The sequence below is a fragment of the Roseobacter ponti genome (genome assembly GCF_012932215.1).
GTDB classification, from domain to species: domain Bacteria; phylum Pseudomonadota; class Alphaproteobacteria; order Rhodobacterales; family Rhodobacteraceae; genus Roseobacter; species Roseobacter ponti.
Genome location: NZ_CP048788.1, coordinates 327,999 through 343,627, shown reverse-complemented (window position 1 = coordinate 343,627; position 15,629 = coordinate 327,999). Strand labels below are relative to the sequence as shown.

Sequence of the window (15,629 nt, the reverse complement as noted above, 5' to 3'; positions counted from 1 at the left end):
TTAATGACAAAACCAGCAATCGGATTCATCGGCCTCGGGCTGATGGGCGGCGCAATGGTCGGCCGCCTGCAGGACAAACGCTATGACGTCACAGTGCTCGGCAACCGTGACCGCACCTATGTTGATCAGGCCGTCGGGCGCGGTGCCACGGAAGCTGAAAACGCGAAATCCGTCGCAGAGGCGTCAGAGATCGTGATGCTCTGCATGGGCACCTCCGAACAGGTGGAATCGCGTATGCTGGGGGAGGACGGCGTGATCGCCGGGCTGAAACCGGGCACTGTAGTGATCGACTTTGGCACCTCTCTGCCAGGCTCCACACAGATGCTGGCGGAAAAAGTCGCAGCCGCGGGCGGGCAGTACCTTGACGGGCCGCTCGGACGCACCCCCAGCCACGCCAAAGACGGAAAGCTCAATATCATGGGTGCAGGCGACAGGGCCGCCTTTGACAGCATCACCCCGGTTCTGAATGACCTGGGCGAAAACGTCTTCCACCTCGGTGCATCCGGGGCCGGTCACACCATCAAACTGATCAATAACTTTTTCGCGATGACCACGGCCAACGCCATGTCCGAGGCCTTTGCCATGGCCGACGTCGCAGGTGTGGACCGCGAACAGCTTTACAATGTGATGTCCGCCGGGCCACTGGCCTCGGGCATGATGGATTTCGTCAAGGCCTACGGCGTCGACGGGAACGCACAGATGCTTGCTTTTGCAGTGAAAAACGCCGCAAAAGACGTCGGCTATTACACACAAATGGCCAAGGACGCAGGTGTCGACAGCATCATGTCTAAATGCGCGCTCGCCGCCCTGAACGGCGCTGTAGAAGAGGGCCGCGGCGATACACTGGTCGCCGAGCAGATCGATTACTTCTCGGCAAAATTCGGTAAGTAAATGGCCATTACCGCCGGCGCAATTGAGGACCGACCGCAGCTGGGCATCCTGATGATGCTCGCCGCCTGGTTCTTTTTTGCGCTGGTGGATACGTCGGCCAAATGGCTTGTGCTCGCGGGCATCCCGGCGTTTCAGCTGGCGTTTATGCGTTATGCCGGACACTTTGCGATTTCGCTGGCCATCGCAATCTCGGGCGGGCTGTCCCGCGACAGGCTCAGCACGCCCTATCTGGGTCAGGTGATGTTTCGCGCCGTGCTGCTGATTTCGGCAACGATGTGTAACTTTTATTCGCTGAACTTTCTGCCACTGACGGTCATCTCAGCCATCATGTTCTCCAGCCCGATCATCGTGTGTTTTCTGTCACTGACCGTCCTGAAAGAACAGATCGGCCCCTGGCGGTGGGGCGCGATTGTGATGGGCTTTGTCGGCGTGCTTATCGTGATCCGCCCGTTCGGTGAGGCCTTTCATCCCGCCATGATCCTGCCGGTTTATAATGCCACAGCACTGGCACTCTATTCGCTGATGACCCGCCGTCTGGCCGGGCTCGTGGCGACCGAAACGATGCAGTTCATCATGGGTGCACTCGGCACAGTGCTGCTTTTACCGCTGGCGGTCTGGGTCTGGGTCTCGCCTGAAAACCTTACCGGCTGGGTGCTGCTCTTTGCGATGGGTGCCGGCGGCTGGAGCGGTCATCAGCTGCTGACCAGCGCACATCGTTTCGGGACTGCAAATACTCTGATGCCCTACACCTATTCCTTCATGATCTACATCGCGGTACTGAGCTGGCTCGTGTTTGATCACCCCCCCGAGGTCTGGACGATCGTCGGCGCGCTGGTGATCGTAGGCTCGGGCCTGATTATCTGGAAAAGAGAGCAGCGATGACCCTGCGTATCGCCTGCGCCGGTGAGGCCATGATCGAGCTGTCCGTCAGGGACGAAACCGCCGCGACGCTGGGCGTTGCGGGTGACACCCTGAACACAGCGATCTATCTCAAGCGCGCGGCGCCGCAATGCGAAGTGGATTACGTCACCTGCCTTGGCGATGACCCCTTCTCTGACCGCATCCGTCACTTCATCGCAGATCAGGACATCGGGACCGGCGGCATCACAACCCTGCCCGGTCGCTCACCCGGGCTTTATGCCATTACCACGTCGGATGACGGCGAGCGGTCCTTTACCTACTGGCGTGGCAGTTCCGCGGCCCGCGAGATGTTTCAGTACGGGCAGGAGCCGGATTTCTCCGCACTTGAAGGGTATGACCTTGTGTATCTGTCGGGCATCAGCATGGCGATCCTGCCCCACAAGGTCCGGCTTTCCCTGCTCGACTGGCTTGTGCAGTCGGATGTGAAATTTGCCTACGACAGCAATTACCGGCCCCGCCTTTGGGAAAACCCCGCGACCGCGCGCGCGGTAAATACGATGCTCTGGGCGCGTGCCGACATCGGCCTGCCATCACTTGATGACGAGATGGCGCTTTTTGATCAGAGTGCGGGCGAGGTGGCAGACCGCTTTACAGCGCTAAGCCTCACGGGTGCGCTGAAACGCGGTGCCGACGGCCCGCTGAGCCTTGGGGAAAGGATCGACCAGGCCTATTCCCCGGCGGCGACGGTCGTTGATACCACGGCGGCCGGGGACAGCTTTAACGGCGGCTATCTCGCAGCTCTGATGACCGGCGCGGATCAGGCCGGCGCTCTGATGGCAGGACACAACTGCGCGGCAAGGGTGGTGCAGTACCCTGGTGCAATCATCCCGAAAGATGCGCCGTGAAGGTCGTTCTGGCAGGGCTCGGCATGGTCGCCGGAACACATCTGCTGGCGATCCGCGATGCCCGGCCGCGTCTCACTCTTTCAGGTGTTCTGGGGCGCGACCCCGCGCGCGCCGACGCTTTCGCTCAGAAAGCAAAGACGGTGCTGGGTTATGACGTTGGCGTCTTTCCTGACGCCCGGTCCTTTGCGGCAGCAGATGCGGATTTTGCCATTATCGCGACGCCACCCGATGCGCGGCAGGAGATTGTCCGGGCTCTCGCCGGCAATACCCGCCCCATCCTGATGGAAAAGCCCATAGAGCGAAGCCTCGAAGTCGCCCGTGACATCGTCAGCCTCTGCGACCGGGCGGGAATTCCTCTGGGCATCGTGTTTCAGCACCGGGCACGCGCGGCCTCCTTGCAGCTGAAGAAAGCAATCGGTGACGGTACCCTGGGCAGAATCGCCACAGTGGACGTGCGCGTGCCATGGTGGCGCGATCAGTCATACTATGATGTGCCGGGGCGGGGCACATATGCCCGTGACGGCGGCGGTGTGATGATCAGCCAGGCCATACATACACTTGATCTGATGCTCTGGCTGCTCGGCCCTGTGACCTGCCTTCAGGCGGTCATGCACCGCACACCGCTGCACCGTCTTGAAGCTGAAGACCTGGCCGGAGCACTGTTCGAACTGGAGAGCGGCGCGGTCGGCAGCCTGACGGCTACAACAGCAGCATATCCCGGTGCCGCCGAAAGCATCACACTTCAGGGCACGAAAGCCGCGGCGCATCTTGCATCCGGCGTGCTGACCCTGCAGCACATGGACGGACGCACCGAAAGCTTTGGCACGGCCGGGGGAACCGGCGGCGGCGCAGACCCGATGGCATTTACCCACGCCTGGCACCAGTCTGTGCTGGAGGATTTCGCCCGGGCGCTGAAAAAGGGCACAGAGCCACTGGCCACCGGCAAAAGCGCTCTGATGGCGCATGCTGTGATCGACACCATGGAGCGCGCAGCAAAGAGCGGCACGCGCACGAAAGTGAGCCGGATATGACCCTTTCATTTATCGCCCTCGGCCTCGACCACCGCCATATCTACGGCATGACGGAGAATATGCTGAAAACCGGCGCGCGCTGTCTCGGGTACTGGACGGAAGGAACACCAGAGACACTTTCCGGATTTGAAACACGCTTTCCGGATCTGAATCGGTTTTCGTCCCCTGAGCAGGCCCTGGAGACAGGTGCAGATCTTGCGCTGATCTCTGCTATCCCCTCCGACAGAGCGTCGCTGGCGGTGCGTGCCATGCGAAAGCGTATGGATGTGATGACCGATAAACCAGGATGCACAACCCTTTCACAACTTGGTGAGATCAAAGCCTGCGTGGCTGAGACAGGCCGCATCTGGTCGGTGAATTTCTCGGAACGCTTTGAAGTTCCCGCTGTTACTGTGGCTGATGACCTTGTGGCGGCCGGCGCCATCGGCAGGGTTGTTCACACCACCGGTCTTGGCCCCCACCGTCTGAACCGGGATACCCGGCCTGACTGGTTTTTTCAGCGCGACCGGTACGGCGGGATACTGACCGATATCGCCTCTCACCAGATTGATCAGTTTCTGCACTTCACCGGGTCAGACACAGCCGAAATTTCTCACGCTTTTACAAATAATTATGCCAACAGCCAGGATCCCGGACTGGAGGATTTTGGAGAGATTTCGCTGCGCAGCGAAAAAGGCACCGGCTACATCCGCGTCGACTGGTACACGCCCGATGCTTTACCAACCTGGGGCGACGGTCGTCTGACCCTTCTCGGGACGGACGGCTACATCGAGTTGCGGAAATACGTTGACGTCGGAGGAGCACCCGGAACCGATCATCTCATTCTTGTCAACGGATCGCGCTGCGAGAAGATTGATGCACGCGACGCCGGACTGCCTTACTTCAGGCGCCTTGCTGACGACATACGCAATCGTACGGAAACGGCGATGCGACAGGAGCACTGTTTCACCGCAATGGAACTGGCGCTGAAAGCGCAGGAAATGGCTGAGGGCAAACGAAGATGATCCGGGTGGCCATCCTTGGCGCAGGCATCGGGCGCGAGCACCTGCTGGCCTACCGGCGATTGCCTGAAAAGTACCAGGTCCTGACGGTCGTTGATCAGAACACAGCACGCGCCGAAGAACTCCGCCAGAACGATACCTTTGCCGTGGCGGAGGATGTTATGGCCGCGCTGAATGATCCTGATATTGACCTCGTCGACATCTGCCTGCCCCCGCATCTGCATGTGCCGGTCTGTCTGAACGCGCTGGAGGCCGGCAAACACGTGATTTGCGAAAAACCTCTGGCCACATCTCTTGAGGGCGCGCACCTCATTGCCCAGGCTGCAAAGACTAGTGGAAAAAAGGTTTTTCCAGTCTTCCAGTACCGCTGGGGCCCGGCTTTCAATCAGTTGCGACGGTTGATTGCAGAAGATCTTGCCGGAAAACCACAGGTCGCGTCGGTCGAAACCCACTGGTCCCGGGGCGCGGATTATTACGCCGTGCCATGGCGTGGCACCTGGGCCGGCGAACAGGGCGGCGCCGTGCTCGGCCATGCTATTCACAACCATGATCTGCTCACACATTTCATGGGCCCGGTTTCGCGTGTCGCTGCAATGATGACCACGCGCGTCAACGATATCGAGACAGAAGACTGTGCCACGATCAGCTTCGAGATGCAGAACGGTGCTCTCGCGTCGAGCAGTATAACCCTCGGCGCCGCCACCAATGAAAGCCGGATCAGACTGGTGTTTGAGCACCTGACTGCGACATCGGGCTCTGAGCCCTACGCGCCCGGGACGGGCACATGGATCTTCACAGCGCGGGACCCGGCAAAACAGGAGGCCGTTGACAGGATCGTGTCGACAACACCTGTGGCACCGGTCGGGTTTGAGGGATTTCTGACCGGGGTCGCGCAGGCGTTGCGGGGAGTGAACGGCGCCGCAGTCACCCTCGCGGAAGGGATCGCATCGATTGAGCTTGTAACTGCAATGTACAGCGCTGACCGTACGGCAACGTATGTAAATTTACCCCTGCCGGACACACACCCTATGTTCAAAGGATGGCAACCATGAAACAATGCTGGCGCTGGTTCGGGCCGGATGATCAGATCCGGCTTGGTGATCTTCATCAGGCGGGTGTTGAAGGCATCGTCACTGCACTGCACCACATCCCGCCCGGTTATGTCTGGAGCCGCGAAGACATCCGGACACGGCGACAGGCGCTGGAGGCTGCCGGTTTTGCCTGGGACGTTGTGGAAAGCCTGCCGGTTTCTGAGATGATCAAGACCGGCGGCAAGGATTTTTCTGAGGATATCCATCACTATAAGACCAGTCTGACCAACCTGGCCAGCGAAGGTATCGCCACCGTTTGCTACAATTTCATGCCCATCCTCGACTGGACCCGCACCGTATTGCGTGAACCGCAACCGCACGGCGGCACCGCGATGCGGTTTTCCCTGCTGGATTTTGCGGTTTTTGATCTCTTCATTCTTCGCCGCCCTGCCGCGGGCGACGATTATGACGCAGCCCTGCACGACACTGCCCGAACGCGATTTCAGGCGATGCCGGAGGAGGAGCGGGCCACACTGCGTCAGACTATTATTGCGGGGTTACCGGGAGCCAACGATAACTGGACGCTTGAGGATGTAAAAGCGCGTCTGGACACTTACCGGGCAGTGACCCCTGACCGTCTGCGAAGCAATCTGATCGATTTTCTGGCAGAAGTGGCACCACATGCAGGGCGGCTCGGGATCAGGTTATGTTGCCATCCGGATGATCCGCCTTTCCCGCTGCTCGGTTTGCCACGGGTAATGTCGTCGACGGAGGACTACGCGCGCGTTCTGGATGCGGTCGATATGCCATCGAGCGGCGCGACTTTCTGCACCGGGTCTCTTGGTGTTGCACCAGGGTTCGACGCGGTGGATTTCATCACAAAACTCGGTTCAAAAATTCACTTTGCTCACCTGCGAAACACCCGGAGGCTACCCGGGCCTGATCCGGAGCGACCTGACTTCTTCGAGGCTTCTCATCTGGACGGTGACACAGACATGGTCGCGGTTATTCGTGCCCTGCTGAATGAAGAAAAACGACGCGCGACCGCCGGGCGCGCCGACAGTCAGATCCCGATGCGCCCGGACCACGGGCAGGAACTGCTCACGGACCGTGACAGAGAAAGTGCGCCCGGCTATCCGCTGATCGGCCGGATGCGGGGCCTGGCTGAACTGCGGGGTGTGATGCAGGCACTGGCCTGACCGACTTTCAATACGCTGGCGTATCTTTTTCTTCGGCGGGTGCCTGCCTGGCAAATCAGGGTTTCGACGGACTCAGCGGCACCGCAACTTCTTCTTCCGCGCTGAGCTCTTCGAAATCGAAGTTATCAAGACGCATCGCCCGCTTGCCCGCGCGCTCGGCCGCCGTGCCGATCCCGTCAAGGTCCTCCCGCGCCTGCCGGAAGTGTGTGTCGAGCTTTCCGACCCGTTCAACAACAAGCTCAACATCGCGGTGCAGCAGTTTGAGTGTCTTGCGGATAGCACCCGTCTGTTCGCGCATCCGGGCATCTTTCAGAATGGCGCGCATGGTGTTAAGCGTGGCCATGCAGGTGGTCGGAGAAACGATCCAGACCCGCGCATCGAACCCCGCCCGAACCAGTTCCGGAAAATTGGCGTGCAGTTCGGCATAGACCGCTTCCGACGGCAGAAACATCAGCGCTCCATCTGCGGTTTCGCCCTCGATGATGTAGCGTTGTGAAATGTCTGTGATGTGCTTGCGCACGGACGTCCGCAGCATTTTTGCCGCTTCACTCAGTTCATATTCCGTCTCTGCCCGGCGCAGCGCCTCATAGGCTTCAAGCGGAAATTTACTATCGATAACAATCGGTCCCGGAGGATTTGGCAGGTGGATCAGACAATCCGCCCGCTTGCCGTTGCTGAGCGTCGCCTGAAGGGAATAGCTGTCCCGCGGCAGCGCTTTCGACACGATATCATTCAGCTGAATTTCCCCGAAAGCACCGCGCGTCTGCTTGTTGCTCAGGATATCCTGCAGGCTCAGAACATCACCGGAAAGCCGGGTAATGTTGTCCTGCGCCTTGTCGATCACCGCCAGCCGTTCCTGCAGCTGCGTAAGAGAGGTGTTAGTCTGTTTGGAAGAGCCGTTCAGCGTCTCTTTCATCCGCTCCTGCATCTCTGTCATAGCCCGCTGCGATCGCATGGCGTTGTCCGCAAGCCGGTCCTGCATCTGCTGCTGTACCGAGGCAAGACGCGCCTCGACGGTCTGGATGACATGCGCCTGTGCGTTGGCCTGGGTGTCGGATACGGTCTGCAGTCCGCCGCGCAACTGCTCCTGCCCGGCTCCAAGCTGCTGCACATTCTGGCCCAGCATTCCGATCTGCTGTGCGAGTGGTGCCGCGAACTGTGCGGATCTGCCTGCGGCACGCACAGCCATGATCAGCAGGATCACGATCAGCACTAAGACGGCGCCGCCTGCCAGAACCGCCATTACCAGCGGATCGCTGAGCAGGTAAGTCTGGCCGCCGAACTCGATCATGTCCGCCCGAAAAGGCGCTCTATGTCGGACAGCTTCAGCTCGACATAGGTGGGTCTGCCATGGTTGCACTGGCCGGAATGCGGCGTGGCTTCCATCTCGCGCAGCAGCGCGTTCATCTCTTCGGCGCGCATCCTGCGCCCTGACCGGATCGATCCGTGACAGGCAACACGGCTCAGGATCGCTTCGATACGTGAGCGCAGGGTGTCTGACCGGTTCTGGTCGGCCAGTTCATCGAGGATATCAAGCACCATGGCGCGCGCGTTGACCTCACCCAGAACGGCCGGTGTTTCGCGCACCGCAACCGCGTCACCGCCGAAAGGTTCAATCACAAGGCCAAGCCCCGCCAGATCTTCGGTTGCATCAAGCACACGCGCACAGTCGCCGGCTGACAGCTCGACAATTTCCGGGATCAGCAAAGCCTGAGATGCGACGCCCTTTTCGGCCATCTGCGCTTTAAGCTTTTCATAGACCAGCCGTTCGTGGGCCGCGTGCTGATCAACAATAACCATCCCCGTCGCAGTTTGCGCCACGATGTAATTTTCGTGCACCTGGCCTCGGGCCGTGCCCAGTGGAAAATCCTGCCTCTCTTCCTCAGGGGCGACTTCCGGACCGGCGTCAACACGGCCCCATGGCGCCGATGTTTCCGCAAACTGAGGGGTCTGAGCCGTATAGGACGCGCCGCGCGCAAGCGCACCGGGACGGTCCATCTGGTACACCCGTGCGCCTGCAGGTTCCGGCGTCATGGCTCCCAGGGTGGCACCGGAAACAGTTGTCGAGGCGCGGTGTCCGGCCTCTGCGAGCGCGTGGCGCAGCGCCGACACGATGAGCCCGCGCGCAAGTCCCGGGTCGCGGAACCGCACCTCTGATTTCGCCGGGTGTACATTGACGTCAACCTGCTCGGGTGGGCATTCGATAAAGAGTGCAGCAGCCGGATGACGGTCACGGCTCAGGAAATCGGAATAGGCCCCGCGCAAGGCTCCGATCAGCAGCTTGTCACGCACCGGACGACCGTTGACGAAAAGATACTGCGCAACAGCTGAGCCCCGGGAATAGGTCGGCAGCGCGGCAAAGCCTGTGAGATGCAATCCTTCGCGCTGCGCATCAACCGGCAGCGCGTTTTCAGCAAACTCCCGCCCCAGAACACGGGTCAGGCGACCATGCAGTGCGCCAAAAAGATCTCCCTGCTCCGCCGGCGCCTGAAACGTCTCGCGGCCTTCGCCGTCACCGGACACATCGCGCAGTACAAAACGGATAAAGGGCTCGGCCATCGCCAGGCGTTTGATCACATCGGTGATCGCCTGCGCCTCTGCGCGGTCGGTACGCAGGAACTTGAGCCGCGCTGGCGTGGCGTAAAAGAGATCGCGCAGCGTGACGGTTGTGCCCGCGTTCCGGGCTGCCGGCTTCACCGCCGAAGTGCGCCCGCCGGCCACCGATATTTCAATTCCGTCTCCGCCCGGCGTCCGGCTGGATATCGTCAGTCGGCCAACGGCCCCCAGAGAGGGCAACGCCTCACCGCGAAAGCCGAAGGTATGGATGTTCAGAAGATCGGATCCGTCGATTTTGGAGGTTGCGTGTCGCGAAAGCGCCAGCGGCAGATCATCCGCCGTCATGCCACAGCCATCGTCCTGAACACGCACCAGAGTCTTGCCACCGTCCGCGTATTCAACCGTAATATTACGGGCCCCGGCGTCGATTGCGTTCTCGACGAGTTCTTTCACCGCGGACGCCGGACGCTCGACAACCTCACCGGCGGCGATCCGGTTTACCGCGCTTTCATCAAGCTGGCGAATTACCGGGCGAAAGTCGCTTATGTTGGGGTTAGCTGTGGCCATACCGCTATACTTAGCATGGCACACTGCGATTCTGAAACCTGATTTCTGCTGAAACGAGATCTGTTTCGTCCCGCGCCTGCGCCCTATCCGCCGGTTGCGGCGCGATACCACGCGACGATCTGCGCGCGTTCCTCGCTGGTGATCCACGAGAGGTTTGCCGGGGGCATCGCGTGGCTGAGACCGGCCTGCAGATAGATGTCGCGGGCCTGCCGCGCGATCTGGTTTTCCGTCTCCAGACGCACGCCCCCGGGTGGCCAGAGCAGCCCCTCCCAGACCGGCTCAGCCGCGTGGCACATCGAGCACCGGCCCAGAACGATATCATGCACATCTTCAAACCCTTCGGCCTGGGCAAAGCGCAAAGCCGGGCCGGTGGCCTCTTCGGGCTCATCAGAGCCGCGCATGGGTGCCACCGAGAGCCACATAATCACAATGAAAATCAGCGCGGTCACAGCCCAGGTCCAGTGCGGGTTGCCCTGACGCGCGTGCATCGAATTAAAGTAATGCCGGATTGTGACGCCCATCAGAAACACAAGGCTGGCGATGATCCAGGTGTTGCCCGTGGCAAAGGCCAGCGGATAATGGTTGCTCAGCATCAGAAAGATCACCGGCAGCGTCAGATAGTTGTTATGCGTGCTCCGCTGCTTGGCGATCTTGCCGTATTTCGCATCCGGTGTTCGGCCGTTGATCAGATCATCGACCACGATTTTCTGGTTCGGGATGATCACCATAAAGACATTGGCACTCATGATCGTGGCCGTGAAAGCCCCCAGGTGCAGCATCGCCGCACGCCCGGTGAAGACCTGTGTATAAAACCATGACATGCCCACCAGCACCGCAAAAAGCGCCAGCATCAGCGTCGTCTGATTGGCATCGACAAAAATCCTGCAGAGCGTCGTATAAACGATCCAGCCAAAGGCCAGTGAGGCAAGCGAAATCACGATTGCCTGCGAGGCGCCGATATCCAGAACGGCGGGATCAATAAGGTAGAATTCCGCCCCGAGGTAATAGACCAGCACCAGAAGGATAAAGCCGCTGATCCATGTCCAGTAGCTCTGCCATTTATGCCAGATCAGCCCGTCCGGCATATTATCGGGGGCCACGAGATACTTCTGGATGTGGTAAAAGCCACCGCCGTGAACCTGCCACTCTTCGCCGTCAGCACCCGACGCGAGATTGCGGTCACGGTGCAGACCCAGATCCAGCGCAATGAAGTAAAAAGACGATCCGATCCAGGCAATGGCGGTAATCACATGCAGCCAGCGGACCCCGAATTCAATCCAGGCAGCCATTGCGGCGAGATCGTACATGTGCTGCTCTCCTTGCAGTCAGGCGGCGCTCTCTTACTGCTCTAGCATGCTGCTGGCAGGGCGGGGAGCCTCCGGCGGGAGTATTTTTCGCCTCAGGTTCCCGGGACGTCAGATTTCTTCCGGCAACAGCTGGTTGAGAACGACAGCCACCAGAGCTGTGGGCGCCACGGCAGATGTCGCGAGCGTTTTCACAACACCTGGCAGGTATTGCACGGCGGTGGGCACAAGATTGAGACCAAGTCCGGCAGCCAGCGACACGGCGATGATGACCATATTGCGCCGGTTCATATTCACCTCGCTGAGCACATTCAGACCGGCGGCGGCAACCATACCGAACATAACGATCACCCCGCCACCGAGCACCGGCAGAGGCATGGAGGCGATGACGGCACCGATCTTGGGCACGAGACCGCAGAGGATCAGGACAAGCGCCCCGATGGTCACCACATGGCGGCTCATGATGCCGGTCATGCCGACGATGCCGACGTTCTGACTGAACGAAGTATTCGGCAGGCCCCCGAAGACCCCCGCGATTGCCGTGCCAAGCCCGTCCGCATAGGTGGCGCCTGAGATTTCCGCATCGGTCGCCTCGCGTCCTGCGCCGGCTTTGGTGGTGGCGGAGGTGTCACCAACCGTTTCGATGGCCGAAACCACCGAGACCAGCGTGACGGCAATTACGGCGCCCAGGGAGAACTCGAATCCATAGGGCAGCGGCGTAATCGCCGTAAACCATGCGGCATTGCCCACAGCCCCGAAATTCACCATCCCCAGCACAAAAGCAAGGATATAGCCGACAATGAGACCCACAAGGATGGCCGCGTTGGACAGTGTGCCTTTGGTGAAAAACTTCAGGACCAGAGCAACGATGACCACGGAAAGAGCAACAGACCAGTGTTTCAGCGATCCGAAGCTTTCGGCTTCCATCTGGAACGAGGCGGCACCGCCTGCTGCGTATTTGATCGCAACCGGGATCAGATAAAGACCGATGGCGAGGATCACGAGGCCGGTCACCAGAGGCGGAAAGAGCCACCTCAGATGGCGGATAAAGCCGCCCAGAATAAAGTGCAGCACACCGCCGATGATACAGGCGCTGAGCGCCACGCTGAGGCCCTGCGTGGCAGCCACACCCGCCAGCACACCGACAAAGGCAAAGCTTGTGCCCTGCATGATCGGCAGACGCGCCCCTATGGGGCCAAGGCCCACAGTCTGAAAAAGCGTGGCGATCCCTGCAAAAAGCATCGCCATCTGAATGAGATAAACCTGCTCGGGTCCGCCAAAGGCCAGGCCGGCAGCCCCCGCCACGATTATGGATGGCGTAACGTTGGAGGCGAACATCGCCAGCACGTGTTGCAGCCCGAGAGGCACGGCCTGTGAAAGCGGCGGCGTCTGATCCGGATCGCTCCAGGCGCCGGTGGTTGTATCTGTCATGTTATGTCCCCGTCGTTATGTGGGGCCGGCATGCTCCGGCCTTTGTATTTTTATGAAACCACCTGGCAGGGTGGATCAAGGAAAACCTCTTCGAGGTTGGCGGTTTCCCCAATGCGGTCCACCACTGCAAATATTCCGGGCGCCGCAAGCGGTGTCAGAACACCGTGCCAGGTGCCCGCGTGAAAGTTGATGCCCTGGCGGGGGGCCGTCAGAAAGGCCTGCGGGGGGCCCGGGTGACCGCCGGCATCGGGGGCGACAATCACCAGAAAAGGGTTCTCTGTCATCGGGATGAAAGCCTGGCTTCCCTCAGGGTGGCGCTCAAGAAGTTCCACCTCGTAAGGCAGACTGCGGGGCGTCGCGCGAAACAGACTGATGCCCGCGCGGCCCCCTTCCCCGAAATCGAGTTGTGCGCGGTCGTGATAGCGGCCGCAAAGACCGGCGTTGATCATCCGGTCGGGATCACCCGAACAGTCGAGAACATCACCGAACGGGGCAAAAGCCGCAGTAGTCAGGGGCTGGCAGGTGATCACGCGCGTCATAGCTTTGCGTGACGGTTCACGTCTTTATAGAGCAGATAGCGGAACGGCTCATCCCCCGTCGCGATACAGGCCTGCGGGCAGAAGGCGCGCAGCCAGATAAAATCACCGGGACCCACCGAAACCCAGTCTTTGTTGAGCAGATAGTCCGCCGTGCCCTGCAACACATACAGCCCGTGCTCCATGACATGGGTCTCAGCAAAAGGGATGCGCCCGCCGGGCAGAAAATTCACGATGTTCACATGAAAATCGTAATCCAGGTCAAGAGGTTCGAGAAACCGCTGGGTCGCCCAGGTATCGTTGCAGCCGGGCATTGAAATCGCCGGCACGTCGGTTTCATGGGTCACCAGCGCATCCGGCACACTGGTGCCTTCGCCGGGCTCATAGCGTTTGCGGATCCAGTGAAACCGGCAGGGTTGGTCGCTGGTGTTCCAGAACGTCCAGACAGCGCTTGGCGGGATATAAACATAGCTGCCGGCCCGCAGATCGTAGAAATCCTGCCCCAGCGTGAGCCGGGCCGTCCCGCTGGCCACAAAAATCACGGCCTGAGCGTGCACGTCGGGTTCCGGCGTGGCACTGCCGCCTTCGGGTTCGACCTCGACCGCATATTGCGAGAAGGTTTCGGCAAAACCGGTCAGGGGGCGGGCGAGAATCCACACGCGCGTGTTCTGCCATCCCGGCAGAAAACTGGTGACGATATCGCGCTGGGTGATCGCTGGCAGGACGGCGTAGGCCTCAGTGAAAACAGCAGTGCCTTCAGGGCTTTGCAACTGGTCAGGCAGGCCGCCGGGCGGGAAAGCATAGCTCACAGTACCGCCTCCAGCCGCAGCCTCGCAATGCGCTCGACCTGCCGGCAGGCTTCGGTGAATTCATCATCGGTTTCGTTGGCAACGCGCCGTCGGAAAGCGCGCAGAATACCGTCTTTGTCATGATCGCGAACCGCGATAATGAAAGGAAACCCGTGCTTTTTCACATACTCACCGTTAAGTGCCTCAAATGTTTCCCGCTCGGCATCCGTCAGCACATCGAGCCCGGCGCTGGCCTGCTCTGTCGTGCTGTCCTCTGTCAGGCGCTTTGCTGCCGCCAGTTTACCGGCCAGATCCGGATGCGCCTTCAGCACGGCCATGCGCTCTTTCACGGTTGCACTGCGGAACACCCGCGCCAGCGCTGAATGCAGACCTGCGGCGCTGTCGTGGGCGGGGCCAAGCTCAGCGTCAAACGCACGTTCAGCGATCCATTCGGAATGCTCAAAGATACCGCCCCAGGCCGCGATAAACCCGGCTTTCGGCATCTGCGACGGGCGCGTCAGGCGGGCTGGCGGATGATGTCGGGCCCAATGGTCCGCAATATCAATCCGCCGCGGGCACCAGACGCCCTCAAAACCCTGGATATAATCAATAAATCTGCGCAGCGCCTGCACCCGGCCCGGGCGCCCGATGAGCCGGCAATGCAGACCCACGGACATCATTTTCGCTGCGCCCGCTGCGCCTTCGGCGTAAAGCGCATCAAAGGAATCGCGCAGATAGGCAAAGAACTGATCGCCCGAATTGAATCCCTGAGGCGTGGCAAAGCGCATGTCGTTACAATCAAGCGTATAGGGGATGATCAGCTGGTCGCGTTTGCCCGCACGGATCCAGTAGGGCAGATCATCGTCATAGGTGTCCGAGATGTAATCAAACTGGCCGGTCGCCGCTGCCATCGCCACGGTATTCACGGAACAGCGGCCTGTGTACCAGCCGCGGGGACCGTCGCCGGTGACCTCCCGGTGCAGGCGTATGGCTTCCATCATATCGGCGCGCTCGTCGGCTTCGCTGTGATCTTTGTAGTCAATCCATTTCAGCCCGTGACTCGCGATTTCCCAGCCCGCCTGCTGCATCGCTTCGACCTGCTCAGGCGCGCGTGCCAGCGCTGTGGCGACACCGTATATGGTCAGCGGGATGCGGGCGCCGGTGAAAAGCCGGTGCAATCGCCAGAACCCAGCGCGCGCGCCGTAGTCATAGATCGATTCCATGTTCCAGTGCCGCTGTCCGGGCCAGGGTTGTGCGCCGACAATCTCCGATAAAAACGCCTCGGAGGCGGCATCTCCATGCAGCACATTATTTTCGCCGCCCTCTTCGTAGTTGAGCACAAACTGCACAGCGATCCGAGCGCCATCGGGCCAGGCAGCATCGGGCGGTGCTGCACCATAGCCTCTGAAATCTCTGGGGTAGCGGTTCACCAATCTCTCCTGCCTGAGCCGTCGCCCATTGAATACCCACCGGGCGCGCGTTGCAATTCGTATCTGGCGCAGGCAGGCTGTCCTGAAGACAAATTGCA

14 protein-coding genes are annotated in these 15,629 nt (G+C 60.3%); 7 read left to right on the top strand and 7 right to left on the bottom strand.

Translation table 11 applies throughout. The annotated features are described in order from the left end of the window. The first annotated feature begins 3 nt into the window (after window positions 1-3). Genes G3256_RS01650 through uxuA form a run of 7 tightly spaced genes read left to right on the top strand, consistent with a single transcriptional unit; the run spans window position 4 to window position 6,919 of the window. Window positions 4-891: an NAD(P)-dependent oxidoreductase gene (locus tag G3256_RS01650; protein ID WP_169639186.1), complete on the top strand. Its 888-nt coding sequence runs from the start codon at window positions 4-6 to the stop codon at window positions 889-891. Beyond that, window positions 892-1,773: a DMT family transporter gene (locus tag G3256_RS01645; protein ID WP_169639185.1), complete on the top strand. Its 882-nt coding sequence runs from the start codon at window positions 892-894 to the stop codon at window positions 1,771-1,773. After that, window positions 1,770-2,657 carry a sugar kinase gene (locus tag G3256_RS01640; RefSeq protein WP_169639184.1) on the top strand — a complete coding sequence of 296 codons (888 nt, stop codon included), beginning with the start codon at window positions 1,770-1,772 and terminating at the stop codon, window positions 2,655-2,657. Before G3256_RS01645 ends, G3256_RS01640 begins: the two co-directional genes overlap by 4 nt. Beyond that, window positions 2,654-3,688, top strand: coding sequence for a Gfo/Idh/MocA family protein (locus tag G3256_RS01635; protein ID WP_169639183.1), 1,035 nt, complete (start codon window positions 2,654-2,656; stop codon window positions 3,686-3,688). The genes G3256_RS01640 and G3256_RS01635 overlap by 4 nt, the downstream gene beginning before the upstream one ends. After that, window positions 3,685-4,692, top strand: a complete 1,008-nt coding sequence (locus G3256_RS01630; protein ID WP_169639182.1) for a Gfo/Idh/MocA family protein — start codon at window positions 3,685-3,687, stop codon at window positions 4,690-4,692. The genes G3256_RS01635 and G3256_RS01630 overlap by 4 nt, the downstream gene beginning before the upstream one ends. After that, window positions 4,689-5,741, top strand: coding sequence for a Gfo/Idh/MocA family protein (locus G3256_RS01625; protein ID WP_169639181.1), 1,053 nt, complete (start codon window positions 4,689-4,691; stop codon window positions 5,739-5,741). The genes G3256_RS01630 and G3256_RS01625 overlap by 4 nt, the downstream gene beginning before the upstream one ends. Beyond that, window positions 5,738-6,919 carry a mannonate dehydratase gene (gene uxuA, locus G3256_RS01620; protein ID WP_169639180.1) on the top strand — a complete coding sequence of 394 codons (1,182 nt, stop codon included), beginning with the start codon at window positions 5,738-5,740 and terminating at the stop codon, window positions 6,917-6,919. Before G3256_RS01625 ends, uxuA begins: the two co-directional genes overlap by 4 nt. Window positions 6,920-6,974: 55 nt before the next feature. Here uxuA and G3256_RS01615 read toward each other — a convergent pair whose 3' ends face one another. The 7 genes from G3256_RS01615 to puuE all read right to left on the bottom strand — a co-directional run bounded on the left by G3256_RS01615 (window position 6,975) and on the right by puuE (window position 15,531). After that, window positions 6,975-8,210: a DNA recombination protein RmuC gene (locus G3256_RS01615; RefSeq protein ID WP_169639179.1), complete on the bottom strand. Its 1,236-nt coding sequence runs from the start codon at window positions 8,208-8,210 to the stop codon at window positions 6,975-6,977. Then, window positions 8,207-10,042, bottom strand: a complete 1,836-nt coding sequence (gene mutL, locus G3256_RS01610; protein ID WP_169639178.1) for a DNA mismatch repair endonuclease MutL — start codon at window positions 10,040-10,042, stop codon at window positions 8,207-8,209. Before mutL ends, G3256_RS01615 begins: the two co-directional genes overlap by 4 nt. A gap of 83 nt (window positions 10,043-10,125) precedes the next feature. Continuing rightward, window positions 10,126-11,349, bottom strand: coding sequence for a urate hydroxylase PuuD (locus tag G3256_RS01605; protein ID WP_169639177.1), 1,224 nt, complete (start codon window positions 11,347-11,349; stop codon window positions 10,126-10,128). A gap of 108 nt (window positions 11,350-11,457) precedes the next feature. After that, entirely contained in the window at window positions 11,458-12,777 is a 1,320-nt protein-coding gene (locus tag G3256_RS01600; RefSeq protein WP_169639176.1) for a uracil-xanthine permease family protein, read from the bottom strand. A gap of 50 nt (window positions 12,778-12,827) precedes the next feature. Continuing rightward, entirely contained in the window at window positions 12,828-13,316 is a 489-nt protein-coding gene (locus G3256_RS01595; protein ID WP_169639175.1) for an ureidoglycolate lyase, read from the bottom strand. Continuing rightward, entirely contained in the window at window positions 13,313-14,122 is an 810-nt protein-coding gene (locus G3256_RS01590; protein ID WP_169639174.1) for a bifunctional allantoicase/(S)-ureidoglycine aminohydrolase, read from the bottom strand. The genes G3256_RS01595 and G3256_RS01590 overlap by 4 nt, the downstream gene beginning before the upstream one ends. Continuing rightward, window positions 14,119-15,531 carry an allantoinase PuuE gene (puuE, locus tag G3256_RS01585; protein ID WP_169639173.1) on the bottom strand — a complete coding sequence of 471 codons (1,413 nt, stop codon included), beginning with the start codon at window positions 15,529-15,531 and terminating at the stop codon, window positions 14,119-14,121. The genes G3256_RS01590 and puuE overlap by 4 nt, the downstream gene beginning before the upstream one ends. Window positions 15,532-15,629: the final 98 nt, after the last annotated feature.